We start from the raw sequence: 24,609 nt of genomic DNA on the forward strand, positions 1-24,609 counted from the left end.
TCAGTGGCACACTTTGAACCGAAATGGGTGGCACATAATGGAGCGATTTATCCAGAACCTTCAGATAGTTTGTTTTTAAGTTTTGATGCTCAAAATATTACTGATGGACACTATAAAATAAAAGTGGTAGGGGATAATGAAAAAATTAATGAGGAAATCCAGAAATTTAAAACCTATAAAAAGACGTTGGCCTTTAATCCAAAATGTGAAGGTAAAAGCATTAAACTGTATCACGTAGAGCTATCAAAGCAAATTGAAAGTGAATTAAATGAATTAAATCTATTTGTAAGACAATTCAACCCTTCGAGTAAATTTATCCAATGGGCAAAAAATGATATAATCTATAACAATGCAAATTACCTTATTAATTACAAAGCATACTTATTTTATAATAACCTACCAAAAACTGACAGTATTTTCAAAACGAAGATGTTTCCAATAGATAATCCACAATTTTTAAATTCCTCTATGTTTAGTCTGCATGTATGGCATTATACAATGGATAAGTATATTCAGAACAATGCAGACGTAATAAATTATTTAAACAATAACAATTACTATGAGGCTTATAAAACTGCTATCGATAATATCATGCTTAACGAAAACGAAGGGATAATCAGAGACATTATGGTATTTAAGTTAATGAATTCGTTTTTCGAGGATTCATTTTCTGATTTTGACCGATATTACAAAAGTGAAAATTACAAAATAAGTAATCCTCTTTTAGTTTCTGAACTTACTATACGAGTACAACAAGCTAAGAAATCTTTGAAAAACAATATAATTTCCATTGATGAAATTACGAAGGAAGAGCATAGAATTGTAGGAGATTTATTTGAAACTATAATTAAAGACTCGAAAGGAAAAACACTATACATAGATTTTTGGGCTACTTGGCGTGGTCCTTGTCGTGCTGAAATACCTAAATTAATTGAATTGCATAATAGAATTGAAGGTAAAAATATCAATATTATTTCTATTTGTTGCGATTCAGACCATGATACATGGTCGGTTTTTATCAAAAAAAATAATATTCCGGGAAAAAATTATCATTTAGACAAGGGACAAACGGATTTAATAAAATCTAAATTCAAATTTCAAGGCTACCCAACATATATGATTGTAAAAGATGGAATAATAATAAATAAAAATGCCGACAGACCTTCTTCGGGAGAGAAAATATTTAATGAATTAATAAGGGTAAACGCCCTGTAATAATTAGGGATCAATCACAGGTATGATTCAGTAGACTCTACTGTGATTGTCCCTGTGTTGTCCCAAACCTAAAGAAATTTAAAGCTGAGCAGTTTCAATTGTTTTTTTATTCTTACAGTATTGAATCCGATTAAACTTATTGCATTGGATATATTGCATTGTTGTTTCCGAATTGTTTGTTTTTATGGTTTTTGTTCCTTTTTCGTGATTCTCATATGTTCCATCGTAAAATTTAGTTTGTAAAATAGTAAGTTACTAAAATTCAGACTAAAGTGTAAATCATCACTCATTTCCTTTTCATATATCTATGATTAAAAACCACGGACTAAAGCTGGGTGGCAACACATAAGTCTAAACTATCTTTTATATCTTTATCTGGAAGCTTAAAATTGACAACAATGACTGTAACAAGATGCAAATGGGCTGGCGACGATCCATTGTATTGCGATTATCACGATAACGAGTGGGGAGCACCCTTGCACGATGATAAGATGCTGTTTGAATTTCTTATTTTGGAAGGAGCACAAGCTGGTTTAAGTTGGATTACCATTTTACGAAAGCGAGAAAACTACCGCAAAGCTTTCGATAATTTCGATCCAAATATTATTGTGAATTATACTCAGAATAAAGTAGATGAATTACTTCAAAATGAGGGCATTATTCGAAACAAACTGAAAATTACTTCTGCTATAAAAAATGCTAAGGCATTTCTTGAGGTTCAAGAAAAATTCGGCAGTTTCGACAAATATATATGGAGCTTTACGGATGGAAAAACCATTCAAAATCATTGGGCAAGTCTATCTAAAGTTCCTGCCTCTACACCCGAATCGGATGCCATGAGCAAAGATTTGAAAAAGAGAGGTTTCAAATTTGTTGGCCCAACCATTTGTTATGCCTTTATGCAGGCAACCGGAATGGTAAACGATCACACTACCGATTGCTTTCGATACAAAGAGGTGTAAACGAAAATGCCCCTGACCGAAGTCAAGGGCAATCCTTTTTTTAAACTAACTTATGCTCCGAAATTAACTGGTACAGTATACGATACATTTACTGCTTGTCCTCTTTGTTTACCGGGCTTCCATTTTAGAGAACTATTAACAATCTCCAATGCTTTTAAGTCCACGTCTTTATCACCTGTCCCTCTTACAACATGAGCATTTGCAACCAATCCTTCTTTTGTTACCAGGAATGTGATAAAGCATCTTTTTCCAATATCATATTTAGTATCCAATTTAGACACTTCACTAGCCAAGAACTCTTTTAATTTCAAAGCTCCCCCTGGATACTCCGGCATCTCCTCTACAATAACAAAAACAGGCTCGTCATTATAAATAAATTCTTCCTTTTCAGACTCAATCTTTGAATCCAAACTTGTTTTTCGATTCGGCTCTACTTCTTTCTTCTTATCATCTTCTAAACCAAAATTAATTGGCACGGTATAAGAAACATTAACAGCTTCTCCTTTTTGATAACCAGGTGTCCACTTAGGAATTGAACTCATCACCCGAAGTGCTTCTGCATCCAAAGAAGGATCGACTCCACGGACAACACGGGCTTGCACAACATCACCTTCTTTACTTACAATAAATGTCACAAATACACGTCCAGAAATATCTTTTTGCTGGGCATCTTGTGGATATTTCACAGATTTAGCAATGTATTTTTGTAAGGCTAATGACCCGCCAGGATACTCCGGCATTTTTTCTACTATAACGTAAACATCTTCGCCTTTGTACTTTTCCATTCCTATTTTAGGCTCATCAACAGCAATCAGACCTTTATCATCTTTAAGATCGAAATTAATTGGAAGTGTGTAGGTAACATTAACCGGCTTTCCATCATTGCTTCCAGGAATCCAGTTAGGCAATGTTTTTATTACTCGAATTGCTTCTGCATCCAACGAAGGCGAAACACTTTTCGCAACACGAACACTATCAACAGCTCCCAATTTATTTACAACAAATGTAACAAATACCTTTCCTGTTCTTCCTTTCTCCTGAGCTTCTTGAGGATACTTTACATTTCTTACAATGTGCTTTTGTAATTCGACAAGGCCACCTGGAAATTTAGGTGCAACACCATCCATTTGACTCATATTAACCCTACCATCAACACTTACTTCATCTATCTTCTCATCATCCTTAAAATCAAAATTTATTGGAACTGTATAGGAAACATGCACTGCTTTTCCTTTTTCATAACCAGGTGTCCACTTAGGAATTGAATTCATCACTCGAAGTGCTTCTGCATCCAAAGAAGCATCTACTCCACGAACAACCCGGGCTTGCACAACATCACCTTCTTTACTTACGATAAATGTCACAAATACTCTACCACGAATCCCTTTTTTCAATGCCTCGGCCGGATACTTTACATTTTCAGCAATGTATTTTTGTAAGGCAAGTGATCCCCCAGGATACTCCGGCATTTGATCTGCTGTAACAAAAACTTGCTCGTCTTTGTAATAAGTTTCATCCTTTTGAGCTGAAGATTCGGAGTACATTTTAATCTTTACGAAATATCCGTTTTCTGTCTTCTCAGCATATTTAGTCAATTCGTCTAAAATCAACACTTTTCTTGCATAACCTTCACCTCTTACTCCTAGTGTAGCATCTTCTGCCACCAGAAGTTTAAATTTCCCGTTCCTGTCGGAAGTAACTCCCACTTCATTACTCCGGTTAAGAATCGTTGCTCCTTTAACAGGAGTATCTTGTTCATCAATTAATTGTCCGGTTAATTCAATGATATTAACCACTTTTTCCACTTTCTTTTCCTGTGCCTGTACTTCCACTATTTGCAGATTGAACAACAATACAGCAAACACTACCGGGATAACAATCAGTAATTTATAGCGCCTGTTTTGCGGGCTTTTTTCTTTTGACATCATAATCATACGTTTTTTAGTGATGGAATAGTTAAAGTTATTGGCTAAGCCCAAAACCTCTGTTCCCATAATTTGGTTCATTAAAATTGCCTGATATTGTCCGATGTTAAAGCCGCGCGCTATCACTCCATCATCAGCCAAAAGTTCATGCGTCTGTTTTACCGCAACCTGATAAAGCCATACAAAAGGGTTGAACCAAAATACAATGGTCAACAGTTCAACAAACAGCAGATCGATCCAATGCTTTTGCTGAGCATGTACTTTTTCATGCGCAAATATATTATTCAGAGATTTGTCGCTAAACTCCTCTCTGTTCATTACAATGTATCCGAAAAAAGAAAAAGCAGATATTGACTGATCCAAAAGAATTACCTTCTGTTCATCAACAATTTGATATTCTCCAGCTTTTATTAATTGTCTTATTTGAAGAACCTTTAAAACACTTCTAACAAATAGAACGGTACACACAGTCAGATAAATTAAAAGCAACAACGATTCCAAGGAAATTATAGATTTGGCATGCTGAATTGCCTCTCCAGAAAGTGAATCAACAAATAAATCTCCCATCGAATCATTTACAAAGACTGATTCTACAGTAATCGCGTAAGAAAACTTTAGAAGGGGCAGAATTAGAGCTAAAAACGCACTTCCCAGCAGGTAAAAGCGAATCTCTGCGAAGAATCGTTCGTTTCGCAATATCAAAATGTAAATCAGATAAAACAAAACCAGAACAGCCGATGACTGCAGTAAATAATCCGTCATTACTCCCATATCACTTCTCTTTATTTATTTCGCGTTTAGCAATCTTAATCATCTCTTCCAATTCCTGAATGCTCAGCTTATTGTCTTTTGCAAAGAAAGAAGCCATTCTCGAAAATGAACCGTTAAAATAATTTGTCACCAATGCTCCCGCTTTATATCCCGAATAATCTTCTTTTGGTATCTTAACAGAGAACACATGAGATTTTCCTTGAGCGATTTTATTCACAAATCCTTTTTTCTCTAAGGCATTCATTACAGTCGCCACCGTTGTATAAGCAGGTTTAGGATCCGGAAAACAAGTTATCGCATCTCTTACATTAGTTTCTTTCAAATCCCACACAATTTGCATCACTTGCTCTTCTGCTTTGGTCAACTCCTTCATATCAATATTTACGTTTAGATTAATCTACTACAAACTTAGTACTATTTTTTTAGTAGACAAATCTTATTACTAAAACTTTAGTAGATTAATATAAATTAATTATTGATACTACTTATTATAATCTCCCTAAGTTTGATTACTACTAGCTATTTTGCTAACTATGCAAAAAATAAGCAATGGAAAAATTTGAATTAAACCCTCTTGAATATCCCTTAGGGAAAAGAATAAAAAAGGAGCTTTCCTTACTAGCACTTCTACTTGTCATTATCCTGTTTTTTGTGGGCATAAACGTGGTTTATCTAACTACAGTGCTATGTATGTATGTGTTATTGTTATTTTTAAAAAGTAACAGAATCATTTACAAAATAGAGTTCGATGATCACACAGCCGAAATAAGCTTATACTACTATTACCTAATATTTTTCCGTGGAAAAGAAAAAATTCAGTACGATAAAATTGTTTTTAAAATGGGATTGAAACGATTTGGTTTTGGCAGTGCAGTAGAGACTCTTGAATTTTTTAAAGGCAAATTTTTAGCGGGTGAAATAAGAAAAGAAGGCAAGTGGAAATGGACTGAAGAAAGCATAAATCATCTCAATAAAAAACTTACAGATATCACCAATTTAAAATAACATAACTATTTAAGACCTATTGAGGTATGATTCTTGTGCTTTGGTACGCATAAATCAAATTACAATTTATATATCTTTGGGAAAAGATCATCCTCTTTGTAATTAAAATTTGGACTCATTCGTAAAATTGGTACATATTGTCTGATTCTTATTCTTTCGATAGGAAATCTTATCCATGCAAATGGGCAGAGGATTTCGCGAAAAGATACGCTTGTTGAAAAAAAGCAACATGCCAAATTACAAGACAGTACCTATATCATTTCCAGAGACACAATTGTTTTTCTATTGGATACCGTAAGAGAAAAACGTTTTAAAAACAATTCAAAAAATGTATCTAAATTTTACAATTCTCTGCAACGGGGTGCCGGCAAGCGTAAGTTCACCAAGGAATTATACAATTTGTTTTTTATTTCACCCGACAAACTAAATCCAACAGATACGATAAAAACAGAACGCAGTGAAACCCCTTTCGTGCAGTATCAAGGTAAAACAATACGAAACATTACTGTTCGGGTTTTAGAACCATTTGGACCTACTTTATATGATACTACCCAAGTTGCAACAACCTGGATAGAAACAACTGGAAATAAACTTCATAATACCAGTCGGAAAAATCATTTACGCAAACTGTTACGAATAAACGAAGGTGATGATATAGATCCATACAATCTAGCTGATAATGAACGGCTAATCCGTCAATTATCATACATTAAAGATGCTTACTTTAGAGTAGTTCCTGTATTGGGTTCCCACAAATTAGTCGATCTTCAATTGTGGGTTAAAGATCAGTTTTCGTGGGGAGCAAATATGAAGGTTGGCTCCCTAACCTCTACCGATTTTGAAATATACAGTCGAAATCTTTATGGATTAGGACATGAATTCAGCAATAGTTTTGAATTCGATTCAAATAAAGATCAGAAATATGGTTACACAGGAAAATATAAAATCAGAAATATCCGAAGATCCTATATAGATGCAACTTTCACCTACCAAAACACCTATGAAAAATCGGTTATTCAAATAGATTTAGATCGAAGTTTCGCAACCTACAATACCAAATATGCCGGAGGCTTTACCCTCTCTAAAACCGCGAGATCGGACGAAATTCAAAAAGATGATCCGATTATTAACGAAATACCTTTGGATTTTAATTATGGAAATATTTGGTTTGGTCGTTCCTATAAAGTGAAATCGGGAAAGCAATTTGCCCGAAGAAAATTATATCTGACAGGAAGAATATCGGGTCGGGAATTTTTCGAAAGACCGGAAGTCGGTCCTACCCTGAATCAATTTTTCCACAATAATATTCTCTATCTGGCTAGTTTAAGCTTAAGTCAAATTCAATATTACAAGAGTAATCTAATTTACAATTTTGGACGGACTGAGGATATACCATATGGTTCTTTAGCACAACTTACCATGGGGTACGAAGACCGGGAGTACTCCTATAGAAGATATTTGGGTTTTGATTTACAAAAAGCAATTTACCTTCGGAAAAGCAGAACTTATTTCTTTAATCGTGTTGCGCTTGGCGGATATTTTAATTCAGAAAGGTTTGAACAGGGTGTCTTACTTGGTCAAACAAAATTCTTCAGTCGCATTCGTAATCTCGGACCTCTTCGTCTTCGTAATTTTGCAGATTTGCAATATACATTAGGAATAAGAAGATTTCCAGAAGAATTCATAAGCCTAATTACTGATACAGGAATACGAGGTTTTTCAAAAGAAGATGTAATAGGCACTCAAAAATTAGTTCTCAATTTGGAAACCGTTGCCTTTACCCCCTACACTTTAGGGGGCTTTCGTTTTGCTTTTTACACCTTTGCCGACATGGGATTTATTGGTAGTAATAAGAAGAATATTCTTAAAGAAAAATTTTACTATGGTGTAGGATTTGGTATTCGTTTGCGGAACGAAAATTTGGTATTTAAAACCATACAGTTGCGCCTTGCTTTTTATCCAAAAGCGCCTTCCGATTTTAACCAGTTTGAATATCAATTATCCGGAGAAGAAAGACCTAAATTCAATAACTTTAGAGTTTCTCAACCGGAAGTAATTCCTTTTGAATAGTTATTTGGAATCTTCTTATCCGCTAAAAAATTAAATCTTATTTTCTTTCCAATTGACGAATTTAAGATACAACCATGAACTCAAACCAAGAAAACCACCATAAAAATACTCCGAAGTCCACACACCTGAAATCGGTAATTTTAAAACTGCTATTAAAAGATAGACTCCGCCTAAATAACATACTAAAACTCCGATCTCGATCAACATAGCATGAAAAGTATTTCCTGTTCCTGAAACGCCATGAAAAAAAGTCACTGCAATTGGAAAAATCAAAGATGCACCAAAAATCACGTACAAAACTGGTTTTGTATCAGCAATTAAACTTAGCTCTTCGGTGTAAATTGAAATTATTAATTCGGGATTAATGATACAGATACCAACCAATACCAAAACTGAAAGAAAGGATAACTTAATTGTTCGCCAAATAACCGGCATAACCTCACCCGAATGTCCTTCCCCAATAACCTGGCTCACCAAAGTATTAGCCGCTGATGCGAAAGACCAAACCGGCACCATCATCAAAACATAAATACTTCTTATAATATTTGAAATTGCCAGCTCTCTCTCCCCCATTCTTTCCACCATTAAAAAGAAAACAAACCAACATGACAAGGCTAAAAAATTCTGAATCATCATAGGAAAAGATACTTTAATTAGTCGCGAATAGAGCTCCCAATCAATTTTTGCAAAACCAAATAAATCATAGGTCTTAACAGGAACTTTTCTTAGCGTATATAAGATAAAAACGACCATAACACAAAGCTCGGCAATTACCGAAGCAATGGCTGCACCTTTTATTCCCATTTCAGGAAATCCCCACTCCCCAAATATCAGTACGTAATCGAAAAATATATTAATAATTGCCATAAAAATGGTACTCCAACCAATTATTTTTGTTTTTGCGATTCCAATATAGAAAGCTCTGAACAATAGATTTACACAAGCAAACATGATTCCCCACGCCCGATAAGAAATGTAATCCATACTGGCATCATATATTGCATTCGATTTCACAATAGCCTTTAAAATAGGCGGAGCTTGTAATTCCATAAAGACGACCAGCAATACGGCCAAAACCAATAAGAAATACAAAGCATGATCGAAGGTTTTACCAACAAGTTTAAGATTTCCTTCTCCCACTCTTCTGGCAATAACAATTTGAGCTCCCAAGCCAAAACCCCAGGCAAGCATTACAATCGCAAAATAAAATATTGTTGCAATAGCTGCAGCCCCCAAAGCTGTTTCGCTTAGATGACCTAAAAAAGCAGTATCGGTAAGAGCAATTATATTCTGGGCTGCACTTCCTAAAATAATAGGATAAGCTATTTTCCAGATACTTCTGTAATTGATTTGTGTTTTCAATTTGATATTTTATTTAATGTATGCGCACTTAAAAATCATAATGAGTGACACTTCAGGAACAAAATAAATCGTCATCCCAAAATTGCCGAAAAATATCGGAATTGGGATGACGATTTATTTATTTTTATAGCTGACCAGTCTCTCTTATTTCAAATAATCATCAAAATAATTACTCACCTTTTGCTTCAAGTGAATGCGATCACGCCCACGTACATTATGCTCTGCACAAGGATAAGGGAAATAATCAACCTGAACATTGTTTTTAATACACTCCCGAATAAAATTCAAACTATGCTGCCATAGCACGGTATTATCAATTGCTCCCTGACAAATTAAAAGTTTCCCTTTCAAATCCTTTGCCTTTGCAAGTAACGAGGTCATAGCATATCCTTCCGGATTCTCTTCCGGAGTATCCATATAACGCTCTCCGTACATCACTTCGTACCATTTCCAGTCAATTACTGGACCACCGGCTACAGCAACTTTAAATACATCCGGATAATTTGTAATTAGGGAAATGGTCATAAAACCGCCATAACTCCATCCATGAACGCCAATACGATCAGCATCAACATAGGGTAATGATTTTAAAAACTCCACACCTTTCATTTGATCTGCCATTTCGGGTTGACCACACTGGCGGTGAATGATGGCCTCAAACTCTTTTCCTCTATTTGCTGATCCTCTGTTATCCAAAACATAGATTAAATAACCATTTTGTGCCATATATTGCTCCCACAAACGAGAACCACCCAACCAATTATTAGTTACCAATTGCGCATGCGGTCCGCCGTAAACGTAAACTACCACCGGATACTTTTTATTTGGATCGAAATCAGCAGGCTTAACCATTCTATAATACAAATCAGTTTTTTCATCTGCCGATTTTATTGTCCCCAAAGAGATTTCACCCAAATTATAATCAGTCAGCTTATTTTCAGCATTCACCAATTCCTTTATCACTTTGCCTTTTGCATCAGCAATATTAATTTTTCGCGGTACATTTAAACTGCTGTAATTATCAATAATAAATTTACCATCGGCACTTGGCTGAACTGCATGAGTTCCTTCCTCGGTCGTTAACCGAATACGCTTTCCTGTTTTTAAATTCAATTTATATGCATGTCTTTCTATCGGACTCACTTCCGTTGATACAAAAAACATGTTTTTCTCTGATTTATCGAAACCCAAAATATCAGTAATTTCCCAATCACCTGAGGTTAATTGTTTAATCAATTTCCCTTCAATATCATATAAATAGGCATGATTAAAACCATCTCGGTTATTGGTCTGATAAACAAATTGATTTGGATTGTTTTTTAAGAAAATCAACTCATGGGAAGGCTCCACCCAACGATCATTTTTTTCTTCGAATAGTGTTTTTACAAATTTACCTGTTGCAGCTTCGTATTTATTCAATTTAGCATGATTCGAAGCGCGATTCAAAACCTGGATGTAAATAAATTTTCCATCTGCACCCCATGTGATATTTGTCAAATATTGATCCGTTCCAAAATCATCAGGTTGAATCCATACTGTCGATTTCTCTTTCAGATTATAAACACCCAAACTCACTGTTTCGCTGCCCATACCAGCCATAGGATATTTAATTTCCTTCAAATCACCAACTCGTGTGTTGATATCTAACAATGGAAATGTGGTAACATTACTTTCATCTTTACGATAAAAAGCCAAAAACTCTCCTTTTGGTCCCCAAAAAATTCCATCCGAAATGCCATATTCACTCCGGCTAACTGTCTGACCGTTAACCAAATTCTTATCCTGATCTGAAGTTACAGCAAACTCCTTTTCATCTTCACTGCTTATATATAGATTATTTTCAAGGGTATATGCAACAGATGAATTCATTGCACAAAATTCGGTATTTTCGGCCTTAGAGCTAATTTCCAATTTGAGCACAAGCTTCTTATTGAGTAAATCAATTTGAATTAAATTACCTTTAGCATTGTATTGAATCACATCATCACTTATCCATGAGAACTGTGGCAATCTGCTTAATTCTTTAATTTCAGCAGATTTTAAAATCTCATTTAGATCTGATAAACTACATATCGCTTTAGCCTCTTCTTCTGGCTTAACAAGCATAATTTCATTGTTTAAAACATAGGATATCAGATTACTTTCACCTTTCCACGATAATTGAGATAAATTTTCAGGATAAAACTTTCCCCATTGTCCCAAAATAGCGTCTTCCATACTCAATTTCTTTGTTTGAGCATCTGCGGCTGTAAAAAGGGCACAAATGATTAGTAAATAGGTTAGAAGGAATACTCTTTTCATAGTGTTTTTTGTTGTTGTTATATTTCTTTTCAAAAAATTCGTCTCCAAATGTATCCTTTTTAGTAGAAATAGAGTAATAATGAAAGAATAATTAAACGAGACAATCACCAATTACTTTGGACAAAATCCAAAGTAAGATCGAAAAACTCAATCAATAGTAAATTCGTAGAACGAATCAGCAGTGCAGTATTCACTCAGCTTTGAGAAGTAGTTTATTCTTTCTAAATTGGCTTAATAAATTTTAAGTTATACAATATGCCGAAGAACAAAATACCAAACAGTATTAAATTTCTTATTTTAATCTCCATTGCTGCAATAGTAACATTTTTTATTTTGCGTAAAAATAAGACTAAAAATGATGCTGCCACTGACGAGATAACTACAGAAGCTGCTATCATGGAAGATATAGATCAGTCTGCGAATATTTTTAAATACAATAATATTCTCTTCAGTCTGCCATCACCATATCAAATCTCATTGCTTCTTGAGCAATCGGGAATTCCTTACAATAAGGATTTATTGCATACCACAAGCAAAGCAAGTGACTATGTTGAAAATTTTAGCAAAGCTGTAAATTTCGGCATATACGGATCTGATTTAGGGTACATTAACATCTATCGTCAAACTCAGGATGCAGCCAGTTATTTTGCAGTTTTAAAAATCCTTTCTCAGGAAATTGGATTATACAACGCAATGGATAAACCTACGATTGAACGTATCGAGAAAAATATTGAAAACAGAGACTCTTTGCTCGTTATTGTAAGTACGACCTATCGTAAGATCGATAATTATTTAAAAGCCAATGACAGAGAAAATACCGGAGCTTTAATCTTAGCAGGTGGTTGGATAGAATCGGTTTACATTCTAACCCAGCAAATCAAAACGAATCCAAACAAAGAATTAATGACTCGGATTTCAGAGCAGAAAAGACCTCTTGAAAATTTAATAAAACTTTTGGTACCCTACTCAAATGAATCTAAAGACTTCTACTTTCTGGTTGATCGATTGATCGATTTAGCTTATACATTTGATGAAATAGAAGATAAATACACATATGTTCCTCCAATTACTGATGCTAAAAACAAACTTACAATAGTAAAAAGCAAATCTGAATTGGTAATGAACAAAGAACAGTTAGCTTCAATTACTGATAAAGTAAGTGTTATTCGTAACTACATCATCAAGTAATCCAATTAAAAAAACAACTTATGAATCGCTTCTATACCCTTTTTCTTATATTATTCTTTACAGGCCTTAGCCTTCCCTCAAATGCGCAATCGGATATTACATTGCAAAACTGCACAAAATATCTGGAGCCTGAATTTATATCCGATGGTCAACAATATAAAGCCCTGCTATCGGGAGGTGAAGTTGCCGAATTTCATACAACTTTTTATGCCAATAACTATTACAGAATTGTAGGAGCCACTGGTAAAATGGAAAAAAATGTAATCTTCTCAATTTATGATGAGGAAAATCATTTGCTTTTTTCCAATAAGGATCATAAAAACTCGCCATATTGGGATTTTCAATTTACCAACTCGATAAATTGTACCATTGAAGCCAAATTAAATCAGAAAGAAGTAACATCCGGATTTGTCCTTCTCTTGATCGGATTTAAACAATAATATCCGTTCATTTCTTCTTCCTCCAAATACACCACTAACTCTCACATTCCATGAGTGAACGAATTCTTAAGGCTTTAATGCAATTATTTGCGATCATTGCTCACCCACAAAGTTCAGCAATAGAGAGGCGGAGAATGGTTTCCAAATATCTCAAGCAACAACTTGATCAAGAAACAGCTGAGGAATATCTTAGCTTATACGATCAACACTATGAGGCGAATCAGAAGCGTACTACAAGAACTACAAAAATTAAGAAATACACTTCAGCAAGCTCGGTGAGAGTACTTCGCATATGCACCGAAATAAACGAAGAACTCATTGTCCGCCAAAAGGTTATTGTCCTCATTCAATTGTTGGAATTCCTGAAATTGGAAGAAGAAATTAGTAATCAAGAATTCGCCTTTGTTGAAACTGTTGCAGAAACTTTTAACCTTCCTCTTGGAAGTTATGATCGATTAAAGAATTTTGTTCTAAATGATTTCGATGAAATCACCAGATCAGTACGTTTACTTACCGTTAGTAATGAAAACAAAGTATTTGAAGTAGGAGAACATTATTACGCTGAAGGTTTCGTAGGTGAAATTAAAATTCTTCGTCTTAAGCGAGTAGACATGTTCGTGTTGCGATTCAAGGGAATTGAAGAGCTAATCATGAACGGGCAGAATCTTAATCCAGAGAGAGTACATCTTTTAACTCAAGGTTCATCCATCCGAAATCCGAAAATTAACCCAATCTATTTTAGTGATATTACCACGACCTTTCATCGCGATCAGGAACACAAAAGGGTTGTATTCGAAGCCAAAAATATTGAATACCGGTTTAAAGAAAATAATATTGGTATTCATGATCTTTCTTTCAAAGAAGAATCAGGAAAAATGGTTGGTATTATCGGATCAAGTGGTGCTGGTAAAACAACCCTTTTAAATGTTCTAAATGGGTCAGAAAATCCCAGTGATGGAATCGTAGAAATTAATGGATACAATATTGTAACTGATAGATCCCAACTGGAAGGTGTTGTTGGTCATGTTTCGCAAGATGACTTATTGATAGAATCGCTTACCGTTTTCGAAAACCTATATTTTAATGCCAAACTTTGCTTCGACAAATACAGCACTTTTCAACTAATTAGAATTGTATTAAACTTACTTAAAGATCTTGGATTGTACGATGCCCGAAATCTTAAGGTGGGCAATCCTTTGGATAAAAAAATTAGTGGCGGGCAGCGAAAGCGGTTAAATATTGCTTTGGAATTGATTCGTGAACCTTCCGTATTATTTCTTGATGAACCAACTTCAGGTTTATCATCGAGAGATTCTGCAAAAATTATGGATCTTCTTAAAAATTTAGCATTAAAAGGGAAGTTGATTTTTGTCGTAATACATCAACCATCTTCGGATATATTTAAAATGTTCGATCGCTTGTTAATTCTGGATACTGGTGGCTATCTAATTTTTAACGGGAATCCTCTTGATGCGATAACCTATTTCAAATCGCAAACAATGCGGGCAAACCGCACAGAAAGTGAATGCTCATCCTGCGGTAATGTAGATGCAGACCAGATTTTTAATATTGTTGAATCTGAGGTATTGGATGAATATGGTAATCCTACACAGGTTAGAAAGGTATCTCCAATTCAATGGCATAAAAAATATCACGAATATGTTGGTATAAATAAGTCTATTGAGGATACAACAGAACTTCCTCCGGTAACTTTCAAGATTCCAAATATATTTAAACAATTTAGTGTATTTGTAAAAAGGGATGTAATTTCCAAACTGGCAAATCACCAATACTTATTCATTAACTTATTTGAAACGCCATTATTAGCCTTTCTTTTGAGCTATATTATTAAATTTTACAACATTGATGCAGGCAACGAATTAGGTTATACTTTTAGTAATAACAGCAACCTTCCGGTATACCTTTTCATGTCGGTTATTGTTGCTCTGTTTATAGGTTTAACTCTTAGTGCTGAAGAAATTATAAAAGACCGAAAGATTCTTAAAAGAGAACGTTTTTTAAACTTAAGTAAATTTAGTTATCTACTCTCAAAAATTGTTATTCTGTTCTCCATATCGGCCTTTCAAGCCTTTTTATTTACGATAATAGGAAATTCTATTCTGGAAATTAAAGGAATGTATTTTGAATATTGGCTTGCTCTGTTCAGTGCCTGGTGCTTTGCTAATATGCTTGGATTAATCATCTCAGACAGTTTTAAAACTGTAATTACCATTTACATCTTAATTCCTTTTATCTTAATACCACAGCTAATTTTAAGTGGCATAATTGTAAAGTTCGACAAACTTAATCCGACTATTTCCACACCGAATAATATTCCTTGGTATGGTGAAATAATTACTGCTCGTTGGGCTTATGAAGCTTTAGCTGTAAAACAATACAAAGACAACGAATACATGGCTAATTTTTACATCTACGAAAAGTTAATGAGTAAAGCTGATTATCGTAAAAATTATTGGTTGCCGATTCTTAAGAACAAATTAAATACCAGCGAACGATATCTTAAATTACCAGATAAAAAGAAGGAACTTGCCGAAAATTTATTACTCCTTCGTAATGAACTTTCTATAGAAGATCTTGATAAAATTGCAATTCCATTTGACAATTTGGACCAACTAAATCCTGAAAATTTGAGCACCGACGTTATTAAAGCAACGCGGGAGTATTTTAATAAATTGAACCGATACTACATCAATTTATACAATGTCTCAAATCGTAAAAAGGACGAGCACTTAACCGAGTTGCAAAAAGGATTTTTAGACAAGCAGACATTTGTGAACATGAAAAAATCATACGTGAATGATGGCCTTACTGAGTTTGTTAGAAACTCGAACGATATCGAACGAATTATTGAATACAAAGGGAAACTATTCCAGAAAATTGATCCTATTTACAGAAATCCTGAAGGAAGTTTTATTAAAGCACACTTTTATGCTCCTCAGAAAAGGGTATTTGGACAGTATTTTGACACTTACTGGGTAAACATCATCGTTATATGGCTGTCAACATTTTCACTATATATTATTCTGTATTATGGCTTATTTAAGAAACTATTAGGTGTTTTTGACCGAAAATTTAACAAGAAAAAATTCGAACGATAAATCTTTAAAAATAAATTTGTCAAATCCAAAAAAAAGGTTGACACCAATTCATAAAAAAACCGCAAGTTTTAACTTGCGGTTTTTTTATATCTTAAATATACTATTCTTCTTCTATCATTGTAAATGGAATCTTAATAATAGACTGATAATCTTCACCAGCTTCCAACATATCTTCATCATCCGCTTCATAATACCAATTAATCCCAACCTTTTGCCCACGCTTAAATATAACCTCAAGTTTTTTAAAGACATCAAGCAAGCATTTCGAAGAGCTGGTATTAAAATACTCAAGTCTAATATTTACGATCGTTGCTTCCTTTGGTTCACTAATATATGTATCAAGCCACTCAATAATTGGCTTATAAAAATCTAAGGAATTCTCTGGAATTGATCGTCCGGAAATTAAAAAAGAACCTTCATCTCCATCAAAATTTATGTTTGGTGTTTTAGGGCTGCCTTCTATAATAAGTGAATTCATGAAAATCTATTTTTGATTGTTATTAAATAATTACATCTATAGCGAGAAACAAAAAATTAGGGTCGTATTCAAAAAACTGATATTCCATATTATTGCCACTCTTTCTTGCAATGTCAACCATTCCCAGTCCACCACCGCCTTTTTCAGAGAATTGTTCGTTTTCTAAAATAATCCGATATAAACTTTGAGTTTCTGTAGAAGACAATGTATTAATTTGATCAATTCTATCTCGAATAAGTCTTAGTCCATCAATTTTAATAAAATTTCCGGCACAAATTCTGTATTGAGTTCCTTCGTCACGTAGAATTAAAACACCAAATTTTTCATAGGAAACATCAAAATCAAAAGGAACCTCACCATGGTGGTGCAAATTCTGAACCAATTCAACCAGTACGTTAAAAATTTTCTTGAAAAGCTTGGGTGATTCATTTCTATCTTTCAATATTTGCTCAATCGACTGCAAGATATCAGTAACATCCACATCTTCAATCCTCCCCATATAATCGAAAATAGCATCTTCATCTATTTTTTCGGAATACCACTGGTTTAAATCAAAGTTCATAAATAATATAATTATTGTTACTTGCTAGACAAATATAATAAAATATCGTTGAGCTGATAGAGATATAGAATCAATTTTCCTAATTACTCCTTTTTATATCTCTCGTTCTTTTTTCCGTCGAACATTGAATATTTTTGAAATTTACATTCCAATGGACCATTGAATAGAGTTATTTTTCGGGAAGGACGCAATCCAATACTATGAAAGCACTCTTCCGAGTAACTCAATATCCATGCATCATACCCAGCAAAATTGTGCTTTAAACGCTCTCCAATCATAGAATACAATCCTTCCAAATCCTTAATCTTCAATCTCTCACCATAAGGTGGATTTGTAATCATCAACCCCTTCTCTACAGGTGGTACAAATTGCTGGAACGGAGTAATTTTCAAATCAATTTTTCTACGCAAACCTGCATTTCTAATATTTGTTTCAGCAATCTCCACTGCTTTGTCAGAAATGTCTGAGCCCATTATTTTTCCTTCAAACTCCACTTCAGTTTCTTCGTTATAGATATCTTCCCACATATCTTCGTCATATTCTTTCCATTTTTGGAAAGCAAATTCTTTACGATACAATCCAGGAGGAATATTGTATGCTATAAGAGCGGCTTCGATTAAAAGGGTTCCCGAACCACACATAGGGTCAATAAAATTCATTTTTTTATCCCAATCAGATAACAAGATCATACCTGCTGCCATAACTTCATTAAGTGGTGCTGCTGTTTCTGCAACGCGATACCCTCTTTTATGTAATGATTCTCCTGAGCTATCAAGAGAAACTGTACAGGTATTTTTATCGATATGAATATTAATTCTTAAGGTTGGATTAACCACCCGAACATTTGGACGATCTCCAATCTTATCGAAAAATTGGTCAACAATAGCATCTTTTACACGATAGGTTACAAACTTAGAGTGTTTGAAATCTTCTGAACTTACAGTACTGTCAATCGCAATTGTTTCACGATGTGTGATGTACTCGCTCCAGTCTATCTCCTGAATCCCTTTGTACAACTCATCTGTGTCCTTGGCATTAAATTTATGGATTGGTTTAAGAACTCGGGTTGCAGTTCTCAAATGAAGATTTGCTTTATAAATTAAGCTTTTATCTCCAACAAAGCTCACAGCTCGCTTTAAGATTCTAATCTCTTCTGCACCTAATTGCTCCAATTCATGAAACAATACTTCCTCTAACCCTTGAAAGGTTTTTGCAATTAATCTGAATTTACCCGAGTCTGTTTTCAAAACTATCTTTTTTAATGTCTCTTAATTATTTCAAATAACGGTTACAAGAAAAACAATTCCTTATTCATTTCAAAAACCAAAGCTTTCGATCCGCATTTCGGCTACAAAATTAATCTTTAGCTCTTAAAAACATAGGTTTTCGAGAAGATATTAATAAAAAAAGCCGAAAGTTAAACTTTCGGCTTAGTATCATTACTTATTCATTCGCTAATTCTTTCTGATAAATCTTAGGGTTACTCAAAACCTCTACCGCTTTTAATATAAAATCATTCTTCTTATTTACAACCTTATAATACTCAGAACTCTCCCATAAATCCCTGGCCAAAAGAGCCTTTACATGAAGTTTCAAATCATCAACAACAGCAAGATAATCCTCTTCATTTTTCTCTATCCCCTCTTTTTCTCCCATAGAAACGATCTCTTGAAGCATCTCTTCACTGACTTCAAAGTTTTTATCAAAGTCTTCAAAATTTGCATATTTATTTCTCAACTTCTTCAAGTTCCGATCCATATAATTCACAACAAAAGGATAAACTACATTTTTCCGAACCAACAAATTGAAATATTTAAAATTAGCCGCTGTATCAATAGGCATGAAAATATCTGGCATAATACCTCCTCCTCCATAAACAATTCTCTTTTTCACCAATGTATTATACTTTAACGAATCTGGAAAGTGTATGCTATCTGCACTTATCATTTCGCCTGATTTATATCTGTTTAATATATCCAAATGATAATCCTCTAAACCTTTTTCATACGACTTTTGAATACATCTTCCTGTTGGAGTATAATAGTGAGCTGTAGTAAGACGAATCATAGATCCATCAGACAATGGAAACTGACGTTGTACCAGACCTTTTCCAAAAGATCTGCGGCCAAGAATTAAGCCTCTGTCCCAATCCTGAATTGCTCCTGCAACAATCTCCGATGCAGATGCAGATCCTTCATCAAGAAGCACAACAACTTTCCCCTTTTTAAAAATACCTTTGGCAGTAGATATATTTTCCCTTCTTGGATTTGTTAAACCCTGAGTATAAACAATTAATTGCTCAGCTTCGAATAATTGATCAACAATTTCAATTGCGGCCTGCATATAACCGCCACCATTACCTCTTAAATCGAGAATCATATCCTGCATATTTTCAGCCTTTAATTTAATTAAAGCTTCCAGGAATTCTTCCGAAGTTGTTGCAGCAAATCGATTAAGCTTGATGTAACCAATCTGATTGTTAATCATGTAAGCAGCATCCAAACTATGGATAGGAATATTATCTCTCGTTATTACAAAATCGATCAATTCCTTTTCGCGTTTTCTCTTTACTACAAGACTAACAATTGTTCCTTTATCACCCCGCAGGCTTTTACGAACATCATTGTTTTTTAATCCAATAGCGGCAACATTTTCGTTATCAATTTTTAATATTCGATCGCCGGCACGTAAACCAACCTTTTCTGACGGACCTCCAGGAATGGTCGCAACAACCATTAATGTATCTCTCAAAATATTAAACTGGATGCCAATTCCACTAAAACTTCCCTGCAATGGTTCATTCATTTCCTGAATCTCATCTTTGCTTATATAAACCGAATGTGGATCTAATTCGGACAACACTTTAACAATTGCATCCTCTGTTAACCGCTCAAGACTAACCGTATCAACATAGAATGCATCGATTAATGCCAACAAATTTTGATATTTTATCGCTTGATTCTTTACTGATTGAGCCTTAAGTCCACCGACATACATAAACAGGCCGACTAAACAGATAGAAACCACGTTCCTCAAAAATAATTTCTTACTACTCATATAAATTATGCTTTTTAATAAATTTTGCGCAAATTGATTTCAAATTTCAAAAAGTCACCGAAAGATACAATTTTTATAAGAAATACAGGTATTGTAAAATACAAATATGAAACATAAACCGAACATACTTTTAATTGGTTTTCATAATTCACTGAACATTGATTCAATGACTCAAATAGCTTTTGAAAATTGTAACACAGGACAGGAAGCAATTGAATTAATCATCGAAGAAAATTTTGATTTAATTATCTCAAAATATCAGTTAGATGACCAAAATGCCATTGAATTAAATCGATCTGTCGAATCTGTAAAAAGCTACTGCGCAAATTCTGCACCAAAAAATAATAAACTTCTTATTATTACCACTAATCCTGAAGATGAGCAGCTTTGCAAAGACAACAAAATACTCTTCTTTCCGGAAAATCTGAATTTAAAATCATTGATACTGAAACTCATAGATCTACCAAAAGATATAAAAAGAGGTGATCAAAAAACCGTTATTATTAATTTCAAAGATCTTTTAAAACGAGTTGACAACAATCGCGAATTTATACAAACAGTAATCGAAAAGTTTTTTGAAATTTGGAAATCCCGAATTAATGATATCCAAACTCCTTTAAATAAAGGGGAATTTAAACTTGCAAAGGATGCTGCTCATAAACTAAAAGGAGTATTGGCAAATTTCTCCATGGAGGAAGCAAGAACCACCATTATCGAATTGGAAAAACATATTTTAGATAACGATCAGGAATTATCAGTTCAAAAATTAAATCAATTAATTTCTGACATTGAGAATGCCCGCAAATTTTATCTTGACAACCAAGATCAATTCAAATCCTAACATTTCAATTAAAATAAAAACGCAATACCTTCAATCGAAGATATTGCGTTGCAATTTATATGGCTATATTTTTAACCTTTACTTTGGTACTATTCCCATTCGATAGTTGCAGGTGGTTTTGAACTTATGTCATAAACAACTCTGTTAACACCTTTAACGCCATTAATAATCTTGTTCGAAATTTTTGCAAGAAATTCATATGGTAAATGTGACCAGTCCGCCGTCATTCCGTCGGTAGACCCAACAGCTCTCAACGCAACAACACTTTCATAAGTTCGCTCATCTCCCATTACACCAACAGACTGAACCGGCAACAACATCACTCCTGCCTGCCAAACTTCATCGTACAATCCATCTTCTACCAATCCTGAGATAAAGATGTGATCAACCTCCTGAAGAATACGAACTTTTTCAGCAGTAATATTACCTAAAATACGAATTCCTAAACCAGGTCCTGGGAATGGATGACGACTAATGAATTTATCTTCCAATCCCATACTTCTTCCTACTCTTCGAACCTCATCTTTAAAAAGCAATTTTAAAGGTTCTACCACCTTCAATTTCATAAAATCGGGTAATCCCCCAACATTATGATGAGACTTAATGGTTTGCGACGGTCCTCCGGATACCGATACTGATTCAATAACATCAGGATAAATAGTTCCTTGTCCTAACCATTTGGCATTTTCAACTTTATGAGATTCTTCATCGAAAACCTCAATAAAGGCATTACCAATTATTTTACGCTTAGTTTCAGGATCGGTAACACCAGCCAGTGCAGAAATAAATTTCTCACCAGCATCAACACCAATCACATTCAATCCTAACGTTTCATATTTTTCTAATACATCGGTGAACTCATTCTTACGCAACAAACCATTATCAACAAAAATACAATACAGATTTTTGCCAATTGCTTTATGCAACAACATTGCCGCGACTGTTGAGTCAACCCCACCTGACAAAGCTAATATAACACATTCATCACCAATCTTTTCTTTTAATTCTGCAACTGTTGTTTCAACAAATGCATCAGGTGTCCAATTCTGATGACAACCACAAATATCTACGATATAATTCTTCAACAGAATACTTCCTTCTGTTGTGTGATACACTTCAGGATGGAACTGAATTCCAAAGCTTGTCTCACCTTCAATCGCAAACGCTGCATTCTCTACATCCGAAGTACTTGCAATTACTTTAAAATTTGAAGGCATTTTCTCAATGGTATCACCATGCGACATCCACACTTGTGAATTCAAACTAATGCCTTTCAATAATTCGTTGCTGTTATCTACAGAAGTAAGATTGGCACGACCATATTCACGTTTATTAGAGGCCATAACTTCTCCACCAAAACAGTGAGCCAAATGCTGCGCACCATAACAAACTCCCAGAAGTGGAAGTTTACCTTTTATTTCTAATAAATTTGGAATTGGAGCCTTTTCGTCGCGAACAGAAAACGGACTTCCTGAAAGAATAACTCCTTTAATCGATTCGTCGATAAGCGGAGGATTATTAAAGGGATGAATTTCACAATAAACGTTTAATTCACGAACTCGTCTGGCGATCAACTGTGTATATTGTGAGCCAAAATCTAAAATCAGAATTTTTTCCTGCATAAAATCTATAAATTGAGGGGGTTGTTCAGTAATCCTATTTGGCGTACAAAGATATACAAATTTGCGAATTGAAGACAACCAAAAACAGAAATTGAAAGCGATTTAAAAAACAATCACTTATACCTGATTTTCAAATATAAAATAGTTGAGGTAAGAAGAAAAGTTATCCCATTTGCAAGAATCATAGGCCATGAAACAATGACAATTCCATAAAGTAGCCATAACAGTATTCCAATATTAAACATGGAATACATTGCCAAAGACAAATCTTTCGTGTGTTTCGTTTTAATTACACGTAATGCTTGCGGGATAAATGAAACGGTAGTACAGAAAGCTGCAACAAAACCTAAAATCGACGCGGTAGTTTCCATTAATTATTTCAGTTAAAACAAAACCCCTAAGAAAAGCTTAGGGGTTTGTAAATTACTTAAATTTTTTCAAAAGGTCTTTCACTGCATCTTTATGAACTGTAAACCCCATCATTTTTAGTTTCACGTAGTCTTCATGGAAGAAATAATATCCAAATTCAGCTGAGTTTTCATCAATATTTCGTGATCCCGAACTTGAATCTTTAATCAAATACCAATCTTTACCCGCCTTATCAACATAGTAACCTACCAAATGCATTCCATGATCATCGGTCGTAGAACCATTAGAAAAACGGAACTGACGTGCATCTTCGTTAATATACTCCGAAGGAATATCGAAAGAAGGAACCATAGCGCAATTCGTTGTTCTTAAAAATCCTGCCTCAGAAACATCTCCACCGATACTCATTGTGTAACCGCTACGAACAGCTTTCTTCACTGCATTCATATACTCATCTAAAGGTACATTGTAATACTCTTTAGAATGCCACCAATTATCAGGCACTTTGTATTCAACCTGTTCCCAATATGGTTCTTGTTTGTACGAAAGAATTTCTACATAATCATCCATATTCAATTTCAGATAATCAGCAAGATAAGTTTGTGGCGTATACACCTTTCCTTCCACTGTAAATTTTGATGGAGGTGTACCTAAATAATGATTCATGATCGATTTGATCGTTGAAAGAGCTTCCTCCTCATTCCATGCATTACTTTGCTTTAGTCCATTCAGAAAATCCATCATTTCCTTATACATCTTTGCATGAGTATGGAATTTACGACCATTTAACAAGCCCGTAAACTCACTCTGAGGGCAAGCTCCGTATTCTTTCCATATTCGGGCAACTGAATTACCTTCGGCACCTTCTTCGAAATGAGAATTTCCTCTTTCCTGAATAAAACGCCTCGCTTTTTCAACATACTCCCAATACACTGTATACAGCTCTGAAATTTTTACTTCTTTTTTGTGTAAACGATGCACTTCCGATTCATAAAACGAAGTGGTGGAAAAACACCAGCATGTTCCGGTATTTCCCTGCGAAAGCGTAGGTTGTGCCCATTCCGTATTGTCTTTATACAATGATACTTTATTGGGCAATTCGTAAGAGCTTTGATCCATAAAGAATTTTTTGTCAACATCTTTACTTTCCAATTGCTCATCCACATTACGAATGTCCTTCAGAATCGAATTTTGATAATAACCAGGCTTGTATTCCTGAAATTTCGATTTATCCTGCTTTTGCTGTCCCATTGCTGATGAGCAAAGAGCAAAAGCCAGACCAATAAATAGTAATCGCTTCATTTGTGTGTCTATTTTAAATT

At 34.4% G+C, this 24,609-nt stretch carries 19 protein-coding genes; 8 read left to right on the forward strand and 11 right to left on the reverse strand.

What is annotated here, in order from left to right; genetic code table 11:
• A partial coding sequence (locus tag QUH73_RS12350; protein ID WP_289530745.1) for a TlpA family protein disulfide reductase occupies nt 1-1,215 on the forward strand: 1,215 nt, incomplete at its 5' end.
• A 398-nt stretch (nt 1,216-1,613) separates the two neighbouring features.
• Nucleotides 1,614-2,177: a DNA-3-methyladenine glycosylase I gene (locus QUH73_RS12355; RefSeq protein ID WP_289530746.1), complete on the forward strand. Its 564-nt coding sequence runs from the start codon at nt 1,614-1,616 to the stop codon at nt 2,175-2,177.
• Nucleotides 2,178-2,227: 50 nt separating this feature from the next.
• Here QUH73_RS12355 and QUH73_RS12360 read toward each other — a convergent pair whose 3' ends face one another.
• Together QUH73_RS12360 and QUH73_RS12365 are read right to left on the reverse strand one after the other, a co-directional pair.
• Nucleotides 2,228-4,873 (reverse strand): TonB family protein, encoded by a 2,646-nt coding sequence (locus QUH73_RS12360; protein WP_289530747.1) that lies wholly within the window; start codon nt 4,871-4,873, stop codon nt 2,228-2,230.
• Nucleotide 4,874: 1 nt separating this feature from the next.
• Nucleotides 4,875-5,246, reverse strand: a complete 372-nt coding sequence (locus tag QUH73_RS12365) for a BlaI/MecI/CopY family transcriptional regulator (RefSeq protein WP_289530748.1) — start codon at nt 5,244-5,246, stop codon at nt 4,875-4,877.
• Between the two features lie 176 nt (nt 5,247-5,422).
• Between QUH73_RS12365 and QUH73_RS12370 the strand changes: the two genes are divergently transcribed.
• Together QUH73_RS12370 and QUH73_RS12375 are read left to right on the forward strand one after the other, a co-directional pair.
• Nucleotides 5,423-5,878, forward strand: coding sequence for a hypothetical protein (locus QUH73_RS12370; protein WP_289530749.1), 456 nt, complete (start codon nt 5,423-5,425; stop codon nt 5,876-5,878).
• Between the two features lie 285 nt (nt 5,879-6,163).
• Nucleotides 6,164-7,948, forward strand: a complete 1,785-nt coding sequence (locus tag QUH73_RS12375; protein WP_289530750.1) for a hypothetical protein — start codon at nt 6,164-6,166, stop codon at nt 7,946-7,948.
• A 30-nt stretch (nt 7,949-7,978) separates the two neighbouring features.
• On the opposite strand, the gene QUH73_RS12380 is transcribed toward QUH73_RS12375, so the two are convergent.
• Together QUH73_RS12380 and QUH73_RS12385 are read right to left on the reverse strand one after the other, a co-directional pair.
• A complete protein-coding gene (locus QUH73_RS12380; RefSeq protein ID WP_289530751.1) occupies nt 7,979-9,310 on the reverse strand; it encodes an MATE family efflux transporter in 1,332 nt (443 codons plus the stop codon).
• A 144-nt stretch (nt 9,311-9,454) separates the two neighbouring features.
• Complete coding sequence (locus QUH73_RS12385; RefSeq protein ID WP_289530752.1) at nt 9,455-11,611, reverse strand: S9 family peptidase; 2,157 nt, start codon at nt 11,609-11,611, stop codon at nt 9,455-9,457.
• A gap of 255 nt (nt 11,612-11,866) precedes the next feature.
• Between QUH73_RS12385 and QUH73_RS12390 the strand changes: the two genes are divergently transcribed.
• From QUH73_RS12390 to QUH73_RS12400, 3 genes are read left to right on the forward strand one after another with little or no spacing between them, the layout of a single operon-like run.
• A complete protein-coding gene (locus QUH73_RS12390) occupies nt 11,867-12,799 on the forward strand; it encodes a hypothetical protein (RefSeq protein ID WP_289530753.1) in 933 nt (310 codons plus the stop codon).
• Between the two features lie 20 nt (nt 12,800-12,819).
• The gene (locus QUH73_RS12395; protein ID WP_289530754.1) at nt 12,820-13,239 is read left to right on the forward strand and encodes a hypothetical protein; all 420 of its coding nucleotides are present in this window, start codon (nt 12,820-12,822) and stop codon (nt 13,237-13,239) included.
• A gap of 50 nt (nt 13,240-13,289) precedes the next feature.
• Nucleotides 13,290-16,358, forward strand: coding sequence for an ATP-binding cassette domain-containing protein (locus QUH73_RS12400; protein WP_289530755.1), 3,069 nt, complete (start codon nt 13,290-13,292; stop codon nt 16,356-16,358).
• Nucleotides 16,359-16,458: 100 nt separating this feature from the next.
• Here QUH73_RS12400 and QUH73_RS12405 read toward each other — a convergent pair whose 3' ends face one another.
• From QUH73_RS12405 to QUH73_RS12420, 4 genes are all read right to left on the reverse strand, one after another.
• The gene (locus tag QUH73_RS12405; RefSeq protein WP_289530756.1) at nt 16,459-16,836 is read right to left on the reverse strand and encodes a DUF1987 domain-containing protein; all 378 of its coding nucleotides are present in this window, start codon (nt 16,834-16,836) and stop codon (nt 16,459-16,461) included.
• Nucleotides 16,837-16,858: 22 nt separating this feature from the next.
• Complete coding sequence (locus QUH73_RS12410) at nt 16,859-17,398, reverse strand: SiaB family protein kinase (RefSeq protein WP_289530757.1); 540 nt, start codon at nt 17,396-17,398, stop codon at nt 16,859-16,861.
• Between the two features lie 83 nt (nt 17,399-17,481).
• The gene (locus tag QUH73_RS12415) at nt 17,482-18,645 is read right to left on the reverse strand and encodes a THUMP domain-containing class I SAM-dependent RNA methyltransferase (protein WP_289530758.1); all 1,164 of its coding nucleotides are present in this window, start codon (nt 18,643-18,645) and stop codon (nt 17,482-17,484) included.
• 196 nt (nt 18,646-18,841) lie between these two features.
• Nucleotides 18,842-20,455, reverse strand: coding sequence for a S41 family peptidase (locus QUH73_RS12420; protein ID WP_289530759.1), 1,614 nt, complete (start codon nt 20,453-20,455; stop codon nt 18,842-18,844).
• A 106-nt stretch (nt 20,456-20,561) separates the two neighbouring features.
• On the opposite strand from QUH73_RS12420, the gene QUH73_RS12425 reads away from it, so the two are divergent.
• Nucleotides 20,562-21,296 carry an Hpt domain-containing protein gene (locus tag QUH73_RS12425; RefSeq protein WP_289530760.1) on the forward strand — a complete coding sequence of 245 codons (735 nt, stop codon included), beginning with the start codon at nt 20,562-20,564 and terminating at the stop codon, nt 21,294-21,296.
• Nucleotides 21,297-21,385: 89 nt separating this feature from the next.
• Here QUH73_RS12425 and guaA read toward each other — a convergent pair whose 3' ends face one another.
• The 3 genes from guaA to QUH73_RS12440 form a co-directional block, all read right to left on the reverse strand.
• Nucleotides 21,386-22,918, reverse strand: coding sequence for a glutamine-hydrolyzing GMP synthase (gene guaA / locus QUH73_RS12430; protein WP_289530761.1), 1,533 nt, complete (start codon nt 22,916-22,918; stop codon nt 21,386-21,388).
• A 113-nt stretch (nt 22,919-23,031) separates the two neighbouring features.
• The gene (locus QUH73_RS12435; protein WP_289530762.1) at nt 23,032-23,289 is read right to left on the reverse strand and encodes a SemiSWEET transporter; all 258 of its coding nucleotides are present in this window, start codon (nt 23,287-23,289) and stop codon (nt 23,032-23,034) included.
• A 52-nt stretch (nt 23,290-23,341) separates the two neighbouring features.
• A complete protein-coding gene (locus QUH73_RS12440) occupies nt 23,342-24,589 on the reverse strand; it encodes a C1 family peptidase (RefSeq protein ID WP_289530763.1) in 1,248 nt (415 codons plus the stop codon).
• Nucleotides 24,590-24,609 lie beyond the last annotated feature (20 nt).

Origin of the sequence: Labilibaculum sp. K2S, from assembly GCF_030372765.1 — a bacterium.
Taxonomy (GTDB): Bacteria; Bacteroidota; Bacteroidia; order Bacteroidales; family Marinifilaceae; genus Labilibaculum.

Excerpts from the sequence above, each read along its gene's own strand:
- QUH73_RS12355 (WP_289530746.1), top strand. The coding sequence starts at position 1,614 with ATGACTGTAACAAGATGCAAATGGGCTGGCGACGATCCATTGTATTGC.
- QUH73_RS12360 (WP_289530747.1), bottom strand. The coding sequence starts at position 4,873 with ATGGGAGTAATGACGGATTATTTACTGCAGTCATCGGCTGTTCTGGTT.
- QUH73_RS12365 (WP_289530748.1), bottom strand. The coding sequence starts at position 5,246 with ATGAAGGAGTTGACCAAAGCAGAAGAGCAAGTGATGCAAATTGTGTGG.
- QUH73_RS12370 (WP_289530749.1), top strand. The coding sequence starts at position 5,423 with ATGGAAAAATTTGAATTAAACCCTCTTGAATATCCCTTAGGGAAAAGA.
- QUH73_RS12385 (WP_289530752.1), bottom strand. The coding sequence starts at position 11,611 with ATGAAAAGAGTATTCCTTCTAACCTATTTACTAATCATTTGTGCCCTT.
- QUH73_RS12390 (WP_289530753.1), top strand. The coding sequence starts at position 11,867 with ATGCCGAAGAACAAAATACCAAACAGTATTAAATTTCTTATTTTAATC.
- QUH73_RS12395 (WP_289530754.1), top strand. The coding sequence starts at position 12,820 with ATGAATCGCTTCTATACCCTTTTTCTTATATTATTCTTTACAGGCCTT.
- QUH73_RS12400 (WP_289530755.1), top strand. The coding sequence starts at position 13,290 with ATGAGTGAACGAATTCTTAAGGCTTTAATGCAATTATTTGCGATCATT.
- QUH73_RS12405 (WP_289530756.1), bottom strand. The coding sequence starts at position 16,836 with ATGAATTCACTTATTATAGAAGGCAGCCCTAAAACACCAAACATAAAT.
- QUH73_RS12410 (WP_289530757.1), bottom strand. The coding sequence starts at position 17,398 with ATGAACTTTGATTTAAACCAGTGGTATTCCGAAAAAATAGATGAAGAT.
- QUH73_RS12420 (WP_289530759.1), bottom strand. The coding sequence starts at position 20,455 with ATGAGTAGTAAGAAATTATTTTTGAGGAACGTGGTTTCTATCTGTTTA.
- QUH73_RS12425 (WP_289530760.1), top strand. The coding sequence starts at position 20,562 with ATGAAACATAAACCGAACATACTTTTAATTGGTTTTCATAATTCACTG.
- guaA (WP_289530761.1), bottom strand. The coding sequence starts at position 22,918 with ATGCAGGAAAAAATTCTGATTTTAGATTTTGGCTCACAATATACACAG.
- QUH73_RS12435 (WP_289530762.1), bottom strand. The coding sequence starts at position 23,289 with ATGGAAACTACCGCGTCGATTTTAGGTTTTGTTGCAGCTTTCTGTACT.
- QUH73_RS12440 (WP_289530763.1), bottom strand. The coding sequence starts at position 24,589 with ATGAAGCGATTACTATTTATTGGTCTGGCTTTTGCTCTTTGCTCATCA.